Origin of the sequence: Rugamonas fusca, assembly GCF_014042365.1 — a bacterium.
GTDB classification, from domain to species: Bacteria; Pseudomonadota; Gammaproteobacteria; order Burkholderiales; family Burkholderiaceae_D; genus Rugamonas; species Rugamonas fusca.
Map to the genome: position 1 here is coordinate 29,637 of NZ_JACEZS010000028.1, position 18,805 is coordinate 48,441.

General features: G+C 48.7%; 15 protein-coding genes. 4 read left to right on the forward strand and 11 right to left on the reverse strand.

The annotated features are described in order from the left end of the window. Positions 1–276: 276 nt before the first annotated feature. Positions 277–1,665, forward strand: a complete 1,389-nt coding sequence (locus tag H3H36_RS23255; protein ID WP_182220449.1) for a tyrosine-type recombinase/integrase — start codon at positions 277–279, stop codon at positions 1,663–1,665. A 286-nt stretch (positions 1,666–1,951) separates the two neighbouring features. Here the strand turns inward: H3H36_RS23255 and H3H36_RS23260 are convergent, their stop codons facing one another. After that, a complete protein-coding gene (locus H3H36_RS23260) occupies positions 1,952–2,386 on the reverse strand; it encodes a DUF6641 family protein (RefSeq protein WP_182220450.1) in 435 nt (144 codons plus the stop codon). A 447-nt stretch (positions 2,387–2,833) separates the two neighbouring features. Here H3H36_RS23260 and H3H36_RS23265 point away from each other — a divergent pair, with 447 nt between their 5' ends. Further along, a complete protein-coding gene (locus H3H36_RS23265) occupies positions 2,834–4,198 on the forward strand; it encodes a hypothetical protein (protein ID WP_182220451.1) in 1,365 nt (454 codons plus the stop codon). A 306-nt stretch (positions 4,199–4,504) separates the two neighbouring features. Here H3H36_RS23265 and H3H36_RS23270 read toward each other — a convergent pair whose 3' ends face one another. From H3H36_RS23270 to H3H36_RS23290, 5 genes are all read right to left on the reverse strand, one after another. Then, positions 4,505–5,242, reverse strand: coding sequence for an AAA family ATPase (locus tag H3H36_RS23270; RefSeq protein ID WP_182220452.1), 738 nt, complete (start codon positions 5,240–5,242; stop codon positions 4,505–4,507). 67 nt (positions 5,243–5,309) lie between these two features. Next, positions 5,310–6,161: a hypothetical protein gene (locus H3H36_RS23275; protein WP_182220453.1), complete on the reverse strand. Its 852-nt coding sequence runs from the start codon at positions 6,159–6,161 to the stop codon at positions 5,310–5,312. Between the two features lie 144 nt (positions 6,162–6,305). Further along, entirely contained in the window at positions 6,306–7,130 is an 825-nt protein-coding gene (locus H3H36_RS23280; protein ID WP_182220454.1) for a hypothetical protein, read from the reverse strand. A 52-nt stretch (positions 7,131–7,182) separates the two neighbouring features. Then, positions 7,183–12,138 (reverse strand): DEAD/DEAH box helicase, encoded by a 4,956-nt coding sequence (locus H3H36_RS23285; protein ID WP_182220455.1) that lies wholly within the window; start codon positions 12,136–12,138, stop codon positions 7,183–7,185. Positions 12,139–12,356: 218 nt separating this feature from the next. Continuing rightward, entirely contained in the window at positions 12,357–12,950 is a 594-nt protein-coding gene (locus H3H36_RS23290; protein WP_182220456.1) for a tyrosine-type recombinase/integrase, read from the reverse strand. A 373-nt stretch (positions 12,951–13,323) separates the two neighbouring features. On the opposite strand from H3H36_RS23290, the gene H3H36_RS23295 reads away from it, so the two are divergent. Beyond that, entirely contained in the window at positions 13,324–13,611 is a 288-nt protein-coding gene (locus tag H3H36_RS23295; RefSeq protein ID WP_182220457.1) for a hypothetical protein, read from the forward strand. A 10-nt stretch (positions 13,612–13,621) separates the two neighbouring features. Here H3H36_RS23295 and H3H36_RS23300 read toward each other — a convergent pair whose 3' ends face one another. Both H3H36_RS23300 and H3H36_RS23305 read right to left on the reverse strand, forming a co-directional pair. Then, positions 13,622–14,008, reverse strand: a complete 387-nt coding sequence (locus H3H36_RS23300) for a DUF4160 domain-containing protein (protein ID WP_182220458.1) — start codon at positions 14,006–14,008, stop codon at positions 13,622–13,624. A gap of 207 nt (positions 14,009–14,215) precedes the next feature. Then, on the reverse strand, positions 14,216–15,046 hold the full coding sequence (locus tag H3H36_RS23305) for a TIGR02285 family protein (RefSeq protein ID WP_182220459.1): 831 nt from the start codon (positions 15,044–15,046) through the stop codon (positions 14,216–14,218). A 77-nt stretch (positions 15,047–15,123) separates the two neighbouring features. On the opposite strand from H3H36_RS23305, the gene H3H36_RS23310 reads away from it, so the two are divergent. Next, positions 15,124–15,348, forward strand: coding sequence for a hypothetical protein (locus H3H36_RS23310; RefSeq protein ID WP_182220460.1), 225 nt, complete (start codon positions 15,124–15,126; stop codon positions 15,346–15,348). Between the two features lie 2,001 nt (positions 15,349–17,349). On the opposite strand, the gene H3H36_RS23315 is transcribed toward H3H36_RS23310, so the two are convergent. From H3H36_RS23315 to H3H36_RS23325, 3 genes are all read right to left on the reverse strand, one after another. Continuing rightward, positions 17,350–17,673 carry a type II toxin-antitoxin system RelE/ParE family toxin gene (locus H3H36_RS23315; RefSeq protein ID WP_182220461.1) on the reverse strand — a complete coding sequence of 108 codons (324 nt, stop codon included), beginning with the start codon at positions 17,671–17,673 and terminating at the stop codon, positions 17,350–17,352. Beyond that, the gene (locus H3H36_RS23320; RefSeq protein ID WP_182220462.1) at positions 17,670–17,957 is read right to left on the reverse strand and encodes a type II toxin-antitoxin system Phd/YefM family antitoxin; all 288 of its coding nucleotides are present in this window, start codon (positions 17,955–17,957) and stop codon (positions 17,670–17,672) included. Before H3H36_RS23320 ends, H3H36_RS23315 begins: the two co-directional genes overlap by 4 nt. A gap of 167 nt (positions 17,958–18,124) precedes the next feature. After that, the gene (locus H3H36_RS23325; RefSeq protein ID WP_182220463.1) at positions 18,125–18,763 is read right to left on the reverse strand and encodes an NAD(P)-dependent oxidoreductase; all 639 of its coding nucleotides are present in this window, start codon (positions 18,761–18,763) and stop codon (positions 18,125–18,127) included. Between the last annotated feature and the right edge of the window lie 42 nt (positions 18,764–18,805).

The following is an 18,805-nucleotide window of genomic DNA, read 5'->3' on the forward strand; positions in this document are numbered from 1 at the left end:
AGCTTTGGAAGGCGCAGAGACTACTGGAGAGGTTTAGTCCTCTTAATTACCAGCTTGAACGCCCGACGCCTTAGCAAACTCGATTAGAGTGTTGAAGGCGATGATATAGTCCAGCGAGTAGCGAAAGCTACATAAAGCTGAATCCGTTGGTGCCGTGTTCGACTCACGGGAGGCCCACCAGAATGTATGTAAAAAAGGACTGTGAAAGCAGTCCTTTTTTACCATCTGCTGCTTACACACTTACATTATTGATCTATTTTCGACTGCGAAACGGTTATGCCCGAGAAACTCGACACCACGCACGTATTGATGGAGAACGAACTCATCGTCTACCGACGTGAGCGCAGCAACATCTGGCAATGTCGCTTCAAGGTTGATGGCCTTTGGCAGCGCGCATCAACTAAGGAGCGTGACTTCAAGAAAGCTAAGGCCAAGGCACGCGAGTTGATGATCGAGGCGGAAATTCGGAAGCGATCCAATTTGCCGGTCATTACACGCCGCTTCCGCGATGTCGCCAAGCTTGCCATTCAGCGTATGGAGCAAGAGCAGGCCAGCGGCAAGGGCAAGGTCTCCTACAGCGATTACATCCGCGTTATCCAAGACTATCTCATCCCATTCTTGGGTAATCGAAACATCACCAGCATTGATTACGCTGCGCTGGACGAGCTGGATGCCTGGCGTATTACGGAGATGGGTAAGGCACCCGCAAACAGCACACTGCTCACGCATAACGCGGCATTGAACCGGGTTTTCGATGAGGCGGTGATGCGGACGTTCCTGACCGACGCTAATCGTCCAAAGCTTGAAGCAAAAGGTCGGGTCGGAGATCGACGCCCAGCATTCGACCTGAATGAAATTCGTGCTGTCATCAATAATTTCGACGGCTGGATTGAACGGGCAAAGACGGCCAAGAGCAAAGAAGCTCGCGAAGTGATGCGTGACTATGTGGATATTTTGCTCGACACTGGCGCAAGGCCGGGTAAGGAATTGCTCGATCTGAAGTGGAACCAAATTACCTTCGACCCTAGAGATGCCATTCGATCATTAGAACCAGATCGCGGCCTTGTCGATGGGGTTGCCGCTGGTCTTATTGAATACAACCCATGCTGCGAGATGGTCGTGACAGGCAAGACTGGCACGCGACTAATTTTAGGCATGGAAAAAACGATCATGGCACTAGATCGAATCATTCAGCGAAATTATGGTCTTCGGAATCCTATGGTTGACCCATTCAAAGGCATCGCCATTCCAAGCAACAATGACTATGTGCTGCGCTTGAAAGACCAAACAGATGTCAGCGAGAGCTTTCAGAAAATGTTTGCGAGCTTCTTGGAAGACCACAACTTGCTGATTGATCCGAAGACAAATCAGAAGCGGGTTTTCTACAGCTTGCGACATACCTATGCGACGCTGGCACTGACACACGATAGAGTGCCGATTCATACACTGGCTACACAGATGGGAACCAGCGTGACAATGATCGAAAAACACTACAGCCATTTGAAGGTGAAGCACGCGATTGAACAATTGCGCGGCGAAGAAACGACGCGACTGCTTGGCGCTGGCAGCATCGCCGATGAAAATTACCAATCGAAGAAAGCAACGAAATCGGTAGACAAGACGCCGGCGAAGAAAACGGCATCATCGGCGAAGAAGCTCGGGTAATATTTTGGTTATACGGGATACTCAAAAATGAAGGGCTCGCCTTTGATGGCACATTACCGCAAATCAGTAAGTAAGCAGGCCTACGCGATCCATAGAATGTCAGCAGCCCTTGATCGTATGCTTGGCAATGGTGCTAACGACAGCAAGCGTCGTGCTGCGCGCTGGGCTGCGGCTTGGGGTGTAGCCAGTGGCGGTAGAGTTCCAGAGGGATTCCGATTAAGGAAGCGGCGCTAACACCGACAAAAAAGCCCGCACGCTGCGGGCTTTGTCTTCAAGGCAGGCATGTTCACAACTTAGCTGGCTTCTTGATTGCTTTCAGCAGCTCATCAACTTCACCGGCCTTGACAGCTTCGATGACCGTCTCGATGGTCGGCACCAGCTTGGCTACTTTGCCAATTTCAATGACCGTCTTTCCTGGCGACAGTTCCATCGGCACATTGCCGTAGCGGACTTCCAGCAGCAGGTTGTCGGCGTTCCCCGTAAACCACGCCTTGACACGCTTTTGAACGGTCTCGGTGGTGGTTTCGCCAGTCGCTTTGTTTACCACCTTCTTTTGCTTGTCCGGGCCGACGAAGGGCTTACCTTCAATGAAACAGAGTGCGAGCGCCTTTTGTTCTTCTAAGCGTTCTAACAGCCGATTGCGGCGCTCGATAATCGGATCGCTGCTTTTGGCCTCTGGTTTCTGAATCAATTTCAGTGCTGCCAAGATGGATTTGCTCATTTCCTGTACCCCTAAGTGTTGTCTAAGTAACCATATTTTATGGTCGAGCAATACAAAGAGCTACCGGAATCTATCTGAATCAAATTGGCTTTTCGCCGTACATGCGTGCTTCATGTTTTCTGTAATGGCCTCTCGCGTTGCTGTCAACCTCGCTGCCGTATCGCGCACGAATTTGCTATCGTGCGCGATTACAGTTTTGCTTTGAAAGATGCTACTAAATTGAATAAATAAATGAACGGCGAGCATCCCGCTCGGAATCCACGAGCCTCTCTCGGGAAAAATGAAAGTGATAAATAGTGAGTGCGTTCCGCACCATCCCTAAGCTAAAAACATCCAAAAAAAAGCCCTGTGCCATAAAAAGTTCAGGGCTTTTGTTTTTGATAAATAGTTTAGCTGACGATTAAGTCGGCAAAGCCGGGGACGGCTTTCAAACTAAGGGATTGAAAAATGATTACTGTAAATGCTGCTGGCTGTGGAAAAGGTAAAAGTACCAACAACAAGAAATTCATCGCTTCTCATAACGACTCCAATTTTCTCATTATAGTTCCCTCATTGGCGTTGGCGAACGAGTATGCTGATACAGGGCTAGTAATTCATAGCGAAAACACCAATAATGTGAAATCTCATATCTATCAAGCTATCGAAGCTAATAGTAGTGTCATCGTCATCACACAAAAGGCATTCTTGGACTTTGAGAGGAAAACTTTTCTTTGCTCCAATCGCACTATATTACAAGATGAACACCTTGAGCCATTCTATATTTGTAAGTGGAGGATGGATAATCACGAGCAATGGCACGATATGTTTGAAATAGGATCAGTTGAAAAAAGTGGATGGTATGGCGTGAATTTGAACATGGCGAGAATTGATCAATATATAGCTAGCAAAGACATGCTGGATAATAAACAATTCATGCTGGATTTGATCGCAACGCCACAGAATATCTATACAAATAAACCTACGATTGAATCTGATTCCATGTTGTTCCGTGTTATCAGTCCGCATATTTACGAAGGCGCAAATAATATACATATCGCTTGTGCCAACTTCAAGGCGACTCGCCAATATCATTTGTGGACAACGGTATTTAATGAGGAATTTAACGTGAAAATTCCATTTGTTCCATATGTTGCGCCTAATTTGACGATACACTTTGCGAGTCAGAAGCGAAATAGCAAGACTTTCAATCGTTCAAACTCAATTATAAAGGATAACGTCATTTCCTATATAAAATCAAAATGCGACAGCCCCGTCTATGTTGATAATAATGCCTACGAAACAGAGTCCGACTGGCAGCGCGTCAATCATAACTGTCACGGCATCAATCAGTTCCGTGACGAAGCGCATATAGCCATATTAAGTGCTATCAACTATGATAATTTAGCCACAGCGTTTTTGATTGATGTAGCGGGAATGACTTCTGAGCAAATTCGTTATTCCCTAATAGGAGAAATTGCTCATCAAGTGGTCATGCGTGGAACACTCCGCAATGACAATCAGAACGAATGCCATGTTTACTTAATGGAGATGGATTTGGCAGCATATTTAACAAGAGATATCTTTTCTCAAAGTAAATATGAATTCATTGATGACACAGATCGACCTGAGCGACCTCCCGCACTTACTCCGGCCGAACGGAAAAAGGCCACACTAATAAGAAAGAATTTCCCTGATTACCGAGAGATGCCTACTGATAATTTAATGAAGGAGAGCATCTGGTCATTTACAAATACCAATGGTAAATATTCCAAGATCTATTTGGAACTCATGGCTGAAAGACAGGAATATGAAAAACGAATGGCATCGACTTGAGATAAAAAAGTAACGAATAAGCAAACAGCTATATAGTTAAATCGTTACTTTTTTACTTCAATAGTATTATGTGGGCGGGTCTGTTCAAGAAACATGATAAAAATATATGAACTGAACCGCTCAAATATGCCTGAGTCAAAAATGCCCTACAGCGCGTTTTCGGAAGTTTCCGCTACCCATACCAGCCCGGATGCGTAACGACAGCGCGTAGAGCCCTTACGCGCGCTGCTCGGTGCCCAGTAGCAATGAGCGTTTGAGCTAGCGAAACGGAACGTCGTTTCGACACGATGTTCCCTTCGCTGTTCTTCAACCAATAATCAAGCTATCTTGGGTCAAAACAGGTACTACGGGGGACGGCGGCGCAGATTGTGGCTGTGATGCCGTCGTAGCTGGCCATTTCGCTACAGTGTCGTTAAGCATGTGGGTAATATTTCGAGCATCGCCGTTACAACGCTCAATGACGGATAACAACGCATCATCTGGAATGCCCGAAACGCCGTTGTCGGCTAAAAACTTCGTCGCCATTGGAAGCCACATTTCGGCAGGCGCAGGCTCAAAGGCCAGCACGTGGCATCGGCTTAGTATTGCGGCATTGATCCGTTCAATGTGATTTGTCGCCATCACAAAAACCGACTGCTTGTGCTCCATAATTACCTTCAAGTCAGCTTGAATCGCACTAGGCAACTGATCCAACTCATCAAGAACAAAATAGTGATAATTAACTCCGAACGGCACGAGTTCTGCGCCTCTCATGCTGTCGCGGAGCTGTTGCGATGTAGTCGCATGACGGCACGTCACAATTTTCATGTAGGACTCGATTGCCTCCGGATTTAAGCGATGCTCCAGGAACAACGGAAGATGCTTCAGTAAAGCAGATTTTCCGGTGCCGACAGGACCGTAAAGAAGAATGCCGGTCTTGCCGCCGTTTGGAAAGGGAATCGTGCCATCCAAGATCAAACGCAACGTATCTGATGTACCCTTATCGCCTATCACGAAGTCATTCAGGCACGTCGGCTGGAACACCATAGGGTTAGTAATTTTCATTGAGAATCTCTCCGAGACTGTTCAGCTGGCGGCGCATGACCTGCCGCCAGCATTTGTTCCACAAGGGTCAGGCCACGTTGGCAGCAGCAATCAACTCATCCGATAACGCGTCAATTTTGATTGGAGGCGTTTTTGTGGCAGGCTGCTCAATGTAGCTGCGATTCTCGCCGTAGTAAGCAGCTTGCGCGGCTCTAATTGAGGTGTCACTTGTCAGAACGGCTTTAATAGCGAAGATGCCTTCGGGATTTTTCTTTGCGATCATCACGCAGTATTCGCCGAGAGAGTTTATGTCTTTGAAGTCTTTCAGTTCACTACGTTTGACAACCCCCATTTCAGTCACCTGCCTCAGCATAGCTTCGGCACGGTGGGCTTTTTCGCTTGCGGTAAGTTCTTTCTTGTTGAGCAAACGAATCGCTTCAACGCCACCAGCATTTCGGATAAATTGAGGAAGATCGGGATACTGAATGCCATTCTGATCGGCAGCCGTTAGTACCTTCGCATAGGAGCTACGGCGTTGTGGAGAGGCCTTGTCGCCGAATACGATGCGAATAATCTTCTGCTGTGTCGAGTTGGTTTTAGTAAATTCAATCTGACGGCTGCGGGCGATCCGGTTAAGCGCATCAGCAAGTGCGCGGGACAAGCTGCCTGAGCGGCGCAAGTCGTACCAAAGTTGAAGGCAGCGCGAAAGAATTTGGTAGAGCTGTTCGTTAGCCGATGCGTACGCGCCAGCCTCCCATTGCTCTGCCTTTGCGCTCAATTCTTCAATCGTGAAAATCATGGTATCCACATAACGTGGAACATCGAACTTGATGCCCAGATCATCGGCAGTGCTTGCGGAGTTGTTCACTTCTGCTGGATCGGCAGCAGCGCGAGGCAGGGTAGCAGCAGGCTGAGAGATTGCGGTTGTTGCGTTATTCATTTCGAAGCCCCTTTGAAGTTGGTCTTTGCCGGTATGGCAGGGCCAATTCTGGAGCAGCGAAAATCGTGTCGGAAGGGAGGTCTTGACCTGATGTGTTCGTCTCCCACTAAACCGTAGCAGAGCCGGAATTACGTGGAAATGTCTTTAGAAACAGTCTTTACAGGGGAACTTGCCATGTATGGTGTTGCGAACATGCGCCTCGAATATATTGAGGTAGTCTCTAACCTGCTTTACTCGATCATCTATTCCAAGTTCCATCAAATTCACATCGTCAGATTCGGCAGCTTGCTTTTGTGCTTCGGTTAGCGTCCAATTGAAACTAAAACCGCCTAAGTCGTGATTCTCCGCTTCACATATCGTAAGGGCTGTATCGTAATGCCCCCATTTTTTTCTTCCGTAACGTTGCTTGTCATTTTTACCGTTCTCCGTAACCAGACCAACAAAGAACGCCTTTTTGACCCCCACAAGCGCCGCTTTATTAAGCTTGCCGTGTGGATTATGTAGGGGATAACGAGCGAGCTGTGCTCCTTCGACTTTGCTTTCATCGTAATGCTGGTCAATCAAGTCTTTCAACATTTTAAGAACATCAGATTTATGCTGAGTAAGTGAAACATCAATCAAAAGATGGCCCGGTAGTATATTATGACTCAGGGGATTTGATATTGCCTCAGCTTTCGGATCACGCAGCCAGAACAAATGAATATGCGTTTCTAGCCACTTTGCCCAGCCTTCTTCACCATTAATTGGCGTTCCATCTATGAAGAAATAAATGTCACCCCAATCATTGTAAATCAGCGCAATTTTATCAAACTGGGCCTCAAGCTTTGTACACGTCGCAGTATCTCCATTGCGCCGAGCAGCACAATATTGGTGGTAATCCGCGTTCATTTGGAGGTGACGGAACCAGTAGTAAAGGAACTGCGTGTAAGTTCCTTCATCCACATTCCTTCTTGAGGATTTGTCAGTCATGGTTCCGTCTTCACACGATCATGTTGAAACGATATTGTAGCCGTAAGCAAGCTTATGTTTTTATCTCCAACCGCGGCAATGCCCGGACAATCTTCATTGTCTCAAGGCTTACCGTAATAACCCGTTGGAATAGCTCAAGCGGGTAGCGAGCATTACCCATAGTCTCCGTTGCCCATAAGTTCGCGTCGTTAACAATGCCGCTATCTTTGTCAGTCTTTACACTCTGTCGATCAACAATCCAGTCAAGCGCTGGCTTGCCGTTCAAAATATAGTCATATGCTTCGACCGGTATTCCCTTTAAGGTAATTTTTTCGTTGTAATACAATGTCGTCAGATCTTTCTGTTTACCGATTTTTTCAAATCGCATCTTTTCCACCACATAATCGACATCGTTTTTTGGAAACTCACCTTCAAGCACTTGAAGTGGATACTTCGCAGCTGTTTCGTAATTCAGATGTAAATTAGATAAACTTCGTCCTGCGTTCGTGAATATCCAGAATTCTCCCACTGTTTTTACACGTGGAATTCGAGGAAGTTCCTTTGTTAAGCTATCGGCATAACGTTCACGGTAATCTGGTGAATGTAATAATCCGTAGATGTAATAGAAAACATCATCCTTGGAAATTTTTTGATCGTTATAGTAGTCTTTGAAATGTAGTAAGCCAAGCTCACTTATTCCATCTGTTCGAGTCCAGCGTTTATTATCATCATTATGCTCAGGCGTGTTATCGTTGTTTGAAAACATCTCAGCTTGATGTGTGTTGCTTTCACTCACATCGTCTGCGGAACTCAAAGGCGAATAGATATATCGAGGGAATAATTGACCTTTTTCGAGATTATCAAAATTCGGGATTAGGTTCGTCATTAACGAGGAAAACCCGCTTCTTGATCCAATTCCACTTACGCAAATTACTAGATTATCAGCTTTCGCATCTGGGAAAAGTTTTGGCGTTGAATAAAGACTATGATTGAAATTTTTGTCAGCGTAAAGCCACTGTTTTATGAATGGTCGATGAAGTCCGATCATCAATTTTGATTTATCGAAATCCCTCTTAATTCCTTTTGAAACACCGCTCTTTATGTTGACTCCCCAACTAATTTTTGTCGGATCACTATTGATAAAACTATCAATGTCCAGGCTAAGTCCGCTTAAGCGGGCATTTTTATACCTATCTACTTCTTCATTATAGAAAGCAATCATGCTGCTCATGTTTGCTACTAAGTTTTCCTTTGAGAAGTTATAAATCCATGCGTCGCGACTACTTAAGACCCCTTGAGATTGGAAAACAAAAATTGTATTTGCGCTCGAATCCTTCTTGTTTCCCAATTGGATGAAATCTTCGAAACTGCTATCTCGGTGATTAACCCAATCGTTGTGCTTGTCTGGAGTTACGGCTAACCATGCGTTGGAATTCTTTATGCCATCAATACTTCCAAGAAGCTTTATCTTATCAAGCTTTCCCTGAGTGCCGATATCGTCACCAATGTCATGGACATAGATATTTCCGTGTTGAGTTGAGTTAGGGTTTTTTACAAATATCGTGATGGCGATTCCCGTCATACTCGCGCTGCCAAAAATATTTTGACCTTCTCGGGCCTTCCCGCCACTCAGCATGTTTTTCCGAATATCTCCGCGTAAATTGAAGATGTATAGGCTACTGAATTCATCCTGAAGGGATTTTCGCATTCCATCCATTGCGGGCTTTTCGAGGAAGCTACTTCCGGACACGAACCCAATAACACCGCTGTCTCCTAAGCGGTCGCTTGCCCATCTGATTGCTCTAATGTACGAATCGTAGGTTGACCTTTTCCCGCCTTGGCTTAAAGAGTTTTTTACGTATGTTTGTGCGATTCGATTATCTAAGTGTGTATATTCTATGTTTTGATTGTTGTCATTCTCACTTCTTTGCCCTGCTGAATACGGCGGATTTCCAATAATGACCCGAATATCAAGTTTCTTCTGTTTCTTACGGCGTGCGCTATTTTCTACCAAAATCTGGTCAACCAAGTCTTCCTTTTCATAAAGTTGGAAGGTATCAGTTAGACATATGCCTTCAAATGGCTGGTATTCACCGCCGACGATGTCGTGATATACAGATTCGATGTTTATGGCGGCAATATAATATGCCAGAAGTACGATTTCGTTTGCGTGTATCTGATTCGCATACTTATTAGGTAAATCTTCTTTGCTAATCAAGCCACTCTGTAGCAATCGTGTAATAAACGTACCAGTTCCCGTAAATGGGTCAATGATATGAACATTGTTACTCGCAAGCGTTTGGTTGAATTCATTTTTAAGAATGTCGTTAACGCTTTGGATGATGAAATCTACAACTTCAACTGGCGTATAGACAATGCCCAATCGTTCTGTCATCTTTGGAAAGGCATTGCGGAAAAATTTATCGTAAAGTTCGACGACGATTTTTTGCTTTCCTGTCGCACTGTCGATACCTTCGGCGCGTAATTTCACGCTGTCATAGAAACGTTGTAAAGTATCAGCTTCTTTGTTTAGATGATGTTCTTGTAAAACATCGAGTACGCCGGACATTGCGAGTGACATTGGATTATGTTTGGCGAAGCTGTAGTCCTTAAATAGGGCATCAAAAACTGGTTTGGTAATCAAATGCTGCGCCAACATCTCAATTACTTCTGTATCGCTGATGCTACCATTAAGGTCATCACGCAACTCATTGGCGAAGTCGTTGAACGCAGTGCGTTCTTTTGTGTTTTCTGGGTTCTCAATGATGGTAGTAATACGGGTAATATGAGTTTGGGCGATTTTTGAAATATCATTTGCCCAATCCTCCCAATGATGGCGATTACCACATTTTTGAACTACTTTGGCATAGATAGCGCGTTCAATTTCACCGATCTCAAACTGTAATGGAACTTGTTCATGGGGCTTATATTCCTCACGATCTTGCCCAATATTGAATTTTCCTTTGCCAGCATCATTCTTGCTCTTTCCGTTTCCCTTGGCTGCTTTCTTGTTGATCTTGTCCGTAATGGCGACAACTTCCATTTTTGCCGTGTCTTTACCGATCAGGTCAAGCTTGTTCACCATAGCGTCAAATCGGTCGTCATGTGAGCGTAAGGCCTGTAATACTTGCCAAACGACTTTGTACGTCTTGTTGTCATTGAGTGCCTCGTGCGCTTCCAAGCCTGCGGGAATGACGACAGGCAATATGACGTAGCCGCGCTTCTTTCCCGGAGCATTGCGCATTACACGCCCGACCGACTGTACGACGTCAACCTGTGAGTTGCGTGGTGTCAGGAACAGCACTGCGTCCAGTGCCGGAACATCGACGCCTTCGGAAAGGCAGCGCACGTTGCTGAGAATACGGCAGGTATTCTCAGGTGTTTCCGCCTTGAGCCAATTCAGTTTTTCTTCCTTCTGACTGGCGTTCATGCTGCCATCGACGTGCGCAGCTTCGCAAGTGAGGCGTGCTATCGTTTCAAACTCCTCCTGCTCTTGGTATGACTCGACTACGGCCTGAAACATTCCCGCGATATTCTTGGAACTGACCTTATGAGTCTTGGCTGCTTTAGCATTTTTTTGTACCTCAATGACCTGGCAAAATGCCACGGCGCGACGCATCGGGTCTGGATCACCGATCAGATCATTTTGGGTGTCTTGTTTTGAAAGAGCTTTCCAACAGCCGATAATTTTTGCTGCGTCGTCTACCTTGAGCTGATTGTTTTCGTCAGCGAGTAGCCCCTGAAGACGGCGGCTAACGTGTGCTTCGTCAACGGCAAGCACGATGACCTTGTAATCAACGAGCAGCCCACGCTTGACAGCTTCTGAGAATGTGATGACGTACAGTTCCTTGCCATACCATTCCTCATTGTTCATTCCGTAAAGTTTGGTATTGTCCCTTTCCGCAACCGCTTCAGCCGCATCACTATAGATTCGTGGCGTCGCAGTCATGTACAGCCGTTTAGCGGAACGGATAAAGTCGGCATCGTGAACTTTGACGAAGTTGCTTTCGTCATCGTCGCCATCAAAGGTGGCGCCAGTTGTACGGTGCGCTTCGTCACAAATAATCAGGTCGAAATCAGCAAGGTTATATTGCTTTTGAGCCTTGCTGATAACTTCAATCGAATGATAGGTGGAGAAGACGACGCTCATGTGTTCGTCGTCGTGGCGCTTCGCCATTTCCAGTGCCAGCCGTGCTGGCTCAGTCGTGGCCGGATAGCGCAGCTCATGAGCGAAGGTTTGTACAACGTCTTCGTCTTTCGCACGCTTCTTACCGACATCGCTATCAGAGCAGACAGCAAAGCTATGAAGCGGCGTCGTGCTTTCCTGCGTCCATTCAGTCAGCGTTTGCGACAGCAGCGATAGGCTCGGAACCAAGAACAGCACGCGCTTGCCTGCTCCAGCCAATTTTTCAGCAATCTTCAAGCTGGTAAAAGTTTTGCCAGTGCCGCAAGCCATAATGAGCTTGCCGCGGTCTGCCGTCTTCAAACCATGTTCAGCGGCGTTCAAGGCAGTCTGCTGGTGTTCACGCAGAGTCTTTTTGGGCTTGATTACTGGCGCTTGGTGCGGGCGATACATCGCCCAATCAATCTGACTATTTTCAAGAGCGCTCAAGTCAATTTTGTTGACTGGCGGCTGTTGATTTTGTAGTGCGTCGTTGGCGTGCTCACTCCAATTGTTGGTCGTGGTCACGATTATGCGGCGTGTAAACGGCTTCTTGCCCGAGGCGGTGAAGAAGCTGTCGATATCAGCCTTCTGAACCTTGTAATCGTCTGCGTAAAACTTACATTGAATCGCGTGTGTCTCTCCCGTCCCTTGGGTTCGTGCTACAAGATCAATGCCGGTGTCGCGGCCATCCAAACCGTGTTCTTTTGCCCAATCCACATACGTCCAGACCTTGTCGTACAGGTCGCGGTAGGTAGCTTCGTTGCGGAGATAGGTAGCGATCAGGTCTTCAAAGTAGGTACCTTTTTCGCGTTCACTGAGGGATGCTTGTCGATAGGTGTCCAGCAAGTCGTGTAATGCGGCCATGTTCGGGGGCTTTCTGTTGGAAAACAATGACCAACATTATGGCCCACAACGGGCATTATCGGGACCGAAAAACGGCCAATATCAAGCTACCAGCCGCTAGTTTTGACTTGACCTGTTGCTATGACTCAAAGCTACGCTGCTTACTATTTGAGCACTGGCGGCCAGCTTTTTCGATGCCCTACAGCCGATGAGCGCGGTTCGGTAGCATCATCTAGTCGTCAGATCAGTTCAACCGCCGCCTTTTTCATGTCCGTCGTGACGTTGACGTATCGCATGGTGGTCTGGGCCTGGCGATGGCCGGCGAGTTCCATCAGCACCTTCAGCGGCACCGCCTTAGCCGACAGCGACGACAAAAATCCGCGCCGTCCCGAATGGCTGCTTGCGCCGTCGATGCCCGCAGCTTTGTAGAGCATGTGGAAATGGTAGCAGGCAGTGTTGGCCGTAAAATGATCCCGCTTCTGCGTCGAGAACAATGCCTTACCCATGTCGGTGTCGGCAATTTCTGTAAGCCGTTGCGGCTCAAATCGCAGTCTTAAGTAGTTCAGCAGTTCCTTGCGCAGTTTGTCCGCAAGAATGACTGTGCGAGCGTGCTTGCCTTTGGTTTGCGCAGCCGTCAAACGGATTTCCGATTTTATCGTGCCGTCGAGTGCCAGCACATCACCGATCTTCGTTGCGGCGACTTCACCTATTCGCATTCCGCCCCAATGCGTCATCAGCATCATTGCCCGATCCCGCGTCGCATACTTGCGGGTGGCAATGTAAAGCAGCAGCAGCTTCAGTTCCTTGTCGCTCAGTGTCCGTGCTTGAGACATTTTTCTCCCCTAACCAATGAATATCGTTAGGGATAGTGTGTTTTCTTTTGTCTAAAATTCCTACCGGCGTTGAACTGAGAAAGAGCGCAGCATTTTTCTTCCATAAATCAAACGGTTAGCGACGGCCTCTCCAGGAACCAAAGATTCAAAGCAGTTTCATTGGTTTTGAAATCCATGCGACTTGCGCACAATCCCTACAGCACAATAAAAACGCCGTCCAGCTACTCAGCTGTTCCAGTGATGGAAAAAATGCGCTACGCTTGGGTTACGCTGCGAGCATGGGGAAAAGGTGCTCGTCGTGATGAGTGGTGCCGAATGTGAGCGTTACAAGTTTTGAACACATGGAGGTGCGCGAGCCAGCCAAAGTGCGCAAATGAATTTAATCGAGGAAATTATGAGCAGTTCGCCGTTACTTGAAATGCTTGCTGGCGCGGCGCAGGCCTTGGTGAAGCAGCAAAGTCCAATTGCGGCGTCGGTCTTGGCAGCGTTAACTTCTACATCTAATGCGGATGCGTGGAAAAATGCGGGTGACGCCCTGTTAGAAGCGGCGATTAACGCCGATCACATAGATGACGCCAATACCTGTTACACGGAGGCGCAAAAATGCTTCGCTCGCTACGTTTATCTTCGTCGTCAACGTACAGGTAAGAAGCTGGCGTAAATGGTTCAGGCTATTCATCTATGGGGCCAACAGGACAGCCATCAGGGCGACTCTGATTCCAGGCGGCCACCAAGTTGGCTCGTGATCTTTTATACCACCATTCAACCAGCTGCCTTTCCCTGCCGCCGATCGTCCCTTCAAGATGCGAGCAGTCTGCTACAGCGAACGAGGCGTTGACGCCGCCGCCTGTGACATGGAAGTGCGGCGGCGCATGTTCGCGTGACCGAACTTCAATTTTCAAGCCGTTGATCCGTGCCACTAACTGCTTGATGCTGTAAAGAGAGCCATCGTCCCATACAGCATAGCCGCCGGACAGAAGGCGCTCAAGCACAGCGGTACTTTCTTCAAGTGTACGAGCTGTACTTGATTGATGATCTAGCGCTTCGTATTCGTCCATAATCGCCGTTGCTTGTTCGTTGGCCGTGCTTGGCCCGCTGGGGAGTGTGAGCAGGAAACTATACCCGAATGCTTGTGACGGAAGTGCGGGAATGTGGTTTCCCACTCATCAGGTGTGTAGCGAAAATCGCGGGCAGCCAGCCTCTGCGCTGAAATACGCGCAGCAGAAAAATTCAGGGGAAGTAGTAGACCAAACCAACTAGGTTGGTCAATGTTTCATCCTAGCCCGTTTCTTGTAGAACTCGTCAAACTCGGCCGCATAGCGTGATTTGGTGGCGGGCGTGAGCCAGCGATCGAACTGGTCGCGATAATGTGTGTCCTGTGCGAGTTGGCTAACGATATAGTCTATTCGGTCAATCATTTTTTTTCCCCACGGAGTGCGAGGACAGGCAAAACTGCCGATTAGCGGTGTATTGGCGATATCAATAGGCAGCGTGACCAGTGTTTTCAATGCCGACGTGTCCATCATCTGGTAGGCAAGGATAAAGTCGTAATCCAGCGTGTAGTCGACCCGGCCTGCGGCAATCATCTTGAAGATATTCGTGCCGAGCACAGTGGCACCAGTAAATTTGAGATTAGCGCCGTGCGCGTTGCTGGCAAGCGCGGCATCTAGCTCGGTGCCGTAAGCACGTCCGGCCACCAAGGCACCATTGATATTACGTTTCATGATAAGCGCGTTGAACTGAACTTCTCCGTTGGAATTCATGGGCACTTCAGTCAAGCGATCTTTTCTAACAATCAACTGGATTGGCGGCAGCATGAACACGTCACTGAGATAAGCTTGCCTATCGCGTTGCGGCGTGCGCAAGGCACTCGTATAACAAGCTTCGGTGCCGATATCAATGGAGGTCCAGATACGCGCCGTGTTGGCAATCCTGAACTGATGCGTGGTTTTCTCTGGCCAATTAGCGACCACGCCGCGCAATACTTGGTCCACGGCACCCGTGCCAGGCCTTCCATCAATGGGATGGGAGTAGGGAGGAAAATCGGTCAGCCACCAATCCATGTCCTGGGCCTGCGCGTTGTAGGCGAGGCTCAAGACCAGGCAACAAGCCGCAGCTTTGTGATGCCTTGATTTTGCCATAGAGAAAGCACTTAATTAAGGGTTAGCAAAGAATGGTCGCGTATCGACATATTGCGGGCAGAAATGAAAAAAGCCCAGATATTATCTTCTTCGTCGTCGGCACGATTCAGCAGAAGCGCAGCGACACGCAGAACAAGAACCTGTCACAGCCCATCCCCGGATTCGGGCCAAACACGACGCTGAGGACGATGAGGGAAAAAACGGGGCAGGTGAGCGAAAAAGATGTGCGCCAAGCCGCCAAGAAGATGGGCAAGTAGTGCTGCCAAGGGCCGCCGCAGTGGCGCACAAGCCGCTGTGTGGCCGCCGCAAAACGCCAGTCCGTGTAAGTTGCTTTTCCAAGCGGCAGCTTACACACTTCGTCACACACCGAAATAATTTCAATTTAAAGCATTGATTTTAAATGCTTATTTTTGAGTAAATGCTCTCATAATCCGTTGGTGCCCGGTTCGACTCCGGGGAGGCCTACCAATAGAAACAAGCACTTAGCCCGGTCCTTAGGATCGGGCTTTGTTGTTTTTGCGAGCAATGTAAATGCCGGTGGGGAGCTTGTCCAACTGGGAAGAATGCTCTGTAGCCTAAGCTCTTGCAAAATGCTGTGGCCGGCGCTGTCGTCGGTGGTGTTTTGGCATCTGCCCCTCCCACTTGTCGGAACCGTAACTGGTGTTACTGTTGGTGCAGCAGTTGTCCAGTTGCCGGAACTGACCCCGTACCGGACCCCGTACCGCGCACGTACCGCGCAGTTGCCGAATAAGGTTATTACTAACAAAAAGCCCGTTTTGAGGCCAGCCCATTGGGGGTATATTGTTAATTGCCGCAGTATTCGCATTGCCGCCCCCTCGGTTGCCGCTGCTCAATCTCGTAAAGCGCCGCCATTAGTCCTCATGTATAGAAGCCACTCAAGCCTGTGAGATTTCTCGTATTTTTCAGATATACAAGATGTTATCCTCGATGTTCACTGGCGGAGTTCGGCTAGTAGCTGCCCTTGTGCATATAAGAAAATGCAACGTAAAGAAACTAATTCGCCGGCTACAGCAAACTTCGTGCTGTGCATATGGGAAGAGAGAAGTCCCTTTCAATCATTTGGACGCTTATCGTGAGGCTGTACAAATACCTACCTAGAAAATACCTTGAAGCTTTTCTTCGTCGAGGAAGCCTAAAAGTCGGTACACTCTATGAATATCGAAATACGGAACGGTACGGCGATGTAATCGGCGACAAAGACGAGGGCCTACATAAAACGGAGTTGAGCCTCGCAGGTGGTGGGGAAATCGATCTTGGGCATAACTCGCCGGAGGCCGAGTTCATTAGGAAGCATATTTGGCCAGACCGACAAACCTCAAACGTCAAGGTTGTGCTCAGTAAGGCCACTCGATTAATCTCCCTCACACATTCTCCCGACCTCTACATTTACTGCATGTCGTCACGTTACGACCCAACAGTCATGAGACAGTTTGGCTGTGACGCATGCCTGGAAATACTAAATCCGTCGGCTTTCTTCGGGGCGATTACTCACCGCATTCGGCACAAGGCTACGTTCGAGGGATTCGTCGCTGTGAGATATATGAGTAAGTTGACTCATTACACTAAGCCGCACCAAGATCATCCTGCGACTATGAAAGATCCAGAATTCGCCTATCAGAACGAATGGCGGGCTATATGGACTCCAACCAAGAGGACGCCCCGGGAACCACTCTTCATTGATGTGCAGGGAGCAATCCGACACTGTAGGCTATATACACCTTAACTGTTGCTTAGAGGCATCTCAAACTAAGCATTGAATGACTGCTTTGTGTAGTCCTGGGTGTCCGCAATGGGGCCGGAAGGGGGCCTTCGCTCCTATATATGGCAGGCCGCAAGCCTCGGCCGCGCCAGCTGCGTGCGACTTAAGAGAACAAGTGGCGGCTTTGATGAGATTATTCAGATTGACAATTTGTTGTTGTAACTATTTTTATTGTAAGATGAGCATGCGATGAGAACTTGTCCGGCGTCGCTTGTAGGGCATGTGTTTCATAACCCGTTGGTGCCCGGTTCGACTCCGGGGAGGCCTACCAATTCGCTTTATGCTTTGAAATCAAGCCTTTATGAAAAATCGTAAGGGCTTTTTTTCATGGCCTCTGCAGAAAATGCAGTTCAAAAACTGGCCTTTGCCGGAATTTTTGTTTACTGGAATGCCGTACTGTCGAGAAATTAATGTTCCTCGATAAGGTAAGAAACCTATGGCATCCCCGTTTGTCAATTCCCAGCCGTTGCTTGTCTGGCTATTGTGGCGACATTAGACGACGGCGAATCAACGCCTCAAGGTTGCGGCTCGTGTGGGCGACCAGATGAACGTAAAACGCGTCTTGCCCGCGCTCAATGATGATGCGATTCTGCCCTGCCAGCAGCTGACGATAAGTCGTCAGATTCAGGTCTTCCAGCTCAGGAATAAACGTACCTTTGGTGTCCCGTTCCTGGAGGGTTTTGACTTCATCAAGAATCGCACGCACGATTTTCTGCGCATATGCAGGAGATTCGCTTTGTTTCAGGTACGACTGAATCTCTTGTAAATCGTTCAGTGCGTATCGAGTCCAAATGATTTTCATTTGATTGCGGAACGTCCATCGTCGTCTTCGGCATTCAGAAGGGCGACAACGTCCTCATGATCAATGATTTTTCCTTCCTCGACCTGCTTTCTGCCAAGAGCGAGGATACGAAGCATCGCAATTTGGTCTTGCGTTTTTTGATAGCTGACGGGGTCTTGGACAATTGCCTGAACTCGGCCATTCACAGTAATCGCCACGGGGTCGCGCGTCTCCAGCACTTGCTTGACCACGTCGCTGGTGTTCGTCTTTAAATAGCTAATTGGTTGAATGTTGGAAAAATTCATCTGTGTCTCCGAGAGACCCCGCCGTTCAGGGCGGGGAGGAAAGGGGCCGGTTTTCCGAAGAGCAGTCAGGCTAGCCGTCGCTCCTCAGGTTGACGGCCCCATCGTAGCACGGGGTGACTAAATTAGGTGCCAAATTCAGTATTCCCGTCTTGCCGATTGCGATGGAATCAATATGCCACGCTGAACCGCCGGCGCGTATGGGCCGGATGCTCCAGCTCATCCATCATCGCTACCGCATAATCGGCCACGGAAATCTTGCTGGCCCCATTTTCGTCGGTCAGCAGCTGGTCGCCACCCAGGCGGAACTGGCCCGTGCGCGGGCCGGGCGCGATCACGGCGGCTGGGCTCAGCAGGGTCCAGTCCAGTGTGCTTTCCTGGCGCAATTTCTCCAGCGTGTCGCGTGCGCCCAGCGCCGATTCCTTCCACTGGGCAGGAAAGTCTGGACTGTCCACCACCTGTACGCCGGGCGCCACCCCCAGGCTGCCGGCGCCGCCCACCATCAACAGGCGCGCCACGCCCGCCTGTTTGGTGGCGGCAAGGATGGCGTCCACGCCACGGTTGTAGTAGTCGCGCACGCCTTGCTGGGCGTGGCCGCTGAAGGCGCTGATCACGGCGTCGTGGCCGGCCAGCTGGGAGGACAGGCGGGCCGCGTCCAGCACATCGGTGGCCTGCGCCGTCAGGCCGGCGGCTGGTTCCAGTCGCTCCGGACGGCCGACCAGGGCCGTGACCTGGTGGCCGCGCGCGAGCGCCTCGGCCAGCAAGCCAGAACCAATAAAACCGCTTGCGCCGATCAGTGCAATCTTCATCAAAATCTCCTGCATGGTTGAAAGTGGATTCAGTATGCAGCC

Coding starts and splice junctions, on each gene's coding strand:
- H3H36_RS23290 (WP_182220456.1), bottom strand. CDS start 12,950: ATGTCTCAAGCACGGACACTGAGCGACAAGGAACTGAAGCTGCTGCTG.
- H3H36_RS23260 (WP_182220450.1), bottom strand. CDS start 2,386: ATGAGCAAATCCATCTTGGCAGCACTGAAATTGATTCAGAAACCAGAG.
- H3H36_RS23310 (WP_182220460.1), top strand. CDS start 15,124: ATGGTCGCGTATCGACATATTGCGGGCAGAAATGAAAAAAGCCCAGAT.
- H3H36_RS23300 (WP_182220458.1), bottom strand. CDS start 14,008: ATGGACGAATACGAAGCGCTAGATCATCAATCAAGTACAGCTCGTACA.
- H3H36_RS23265 (WP_182220451.1), top strand. CDS start 2,834: ATGATTACTGTAAATGCTGCTGGCTGTGGAAAAGGTAAAAGTACCAAC.
- H3H36_RS23275 (WP_182220453.1), bottom strand. CDS start 6,161: ATGAATAACGCAACAACCGCAATCTCTCAGCCTGCTGCTACCCTGCCT.
- H3H36_RS23325 (WP_182220463.1), bottom strand. CDS start 18,763: ATGAAGATTGCACTGATCGGCGCAAGCGGTTTTATTGGTTCTGGCTTG.
- H3H36_RS23285 (WP_182220455.1), bottom strand. CDS start 12,138: ATGGCCGCATTACACGACTTGCTGGACACCTATCGACAAGCATCCCTC.
- H3H36_RS23320 (WP_182220462.1), bottom strand. CDS start 17,957: ATGAATTTTTCCAACATTCAACCAATTAGCTATTTAAAGACGAACACC.
- H3H36_RS23280 (WP_182220454.1), bottom strand. CDS start 7,130: ATGACTGACAAATCCTCAAGAAGGAATGTGGATGAAGGAACTTACACG.
- H3H36_RS23255 (WP_182220449.1), top strand. CDS start 277: ATGCCCGAGAAACTCGACACCACGCACGTATTGATGGAGAACGAACTC.
- H3H36_RS23315 (WP_182220461.1), bottom strand. CDS start 17,673: ATGAAAATCATTTGGACTCGATACGCACTGAACGATTTACAAGAGATT.
- H3H36_RS23270 (WP_182220452.1), bottom strand. CDS start 5,242: ATGAAAATTACTAACCCTATGGTGTTCCAGCCGACGTGCCTGAATGAC.
- H3H36_RS23295 (WP_182220457.1), top strand. CDS start 13,324: ATGAATTTAATCGAGGAAATTATGAGCAGTTCGCCGTTACTTGAAATG.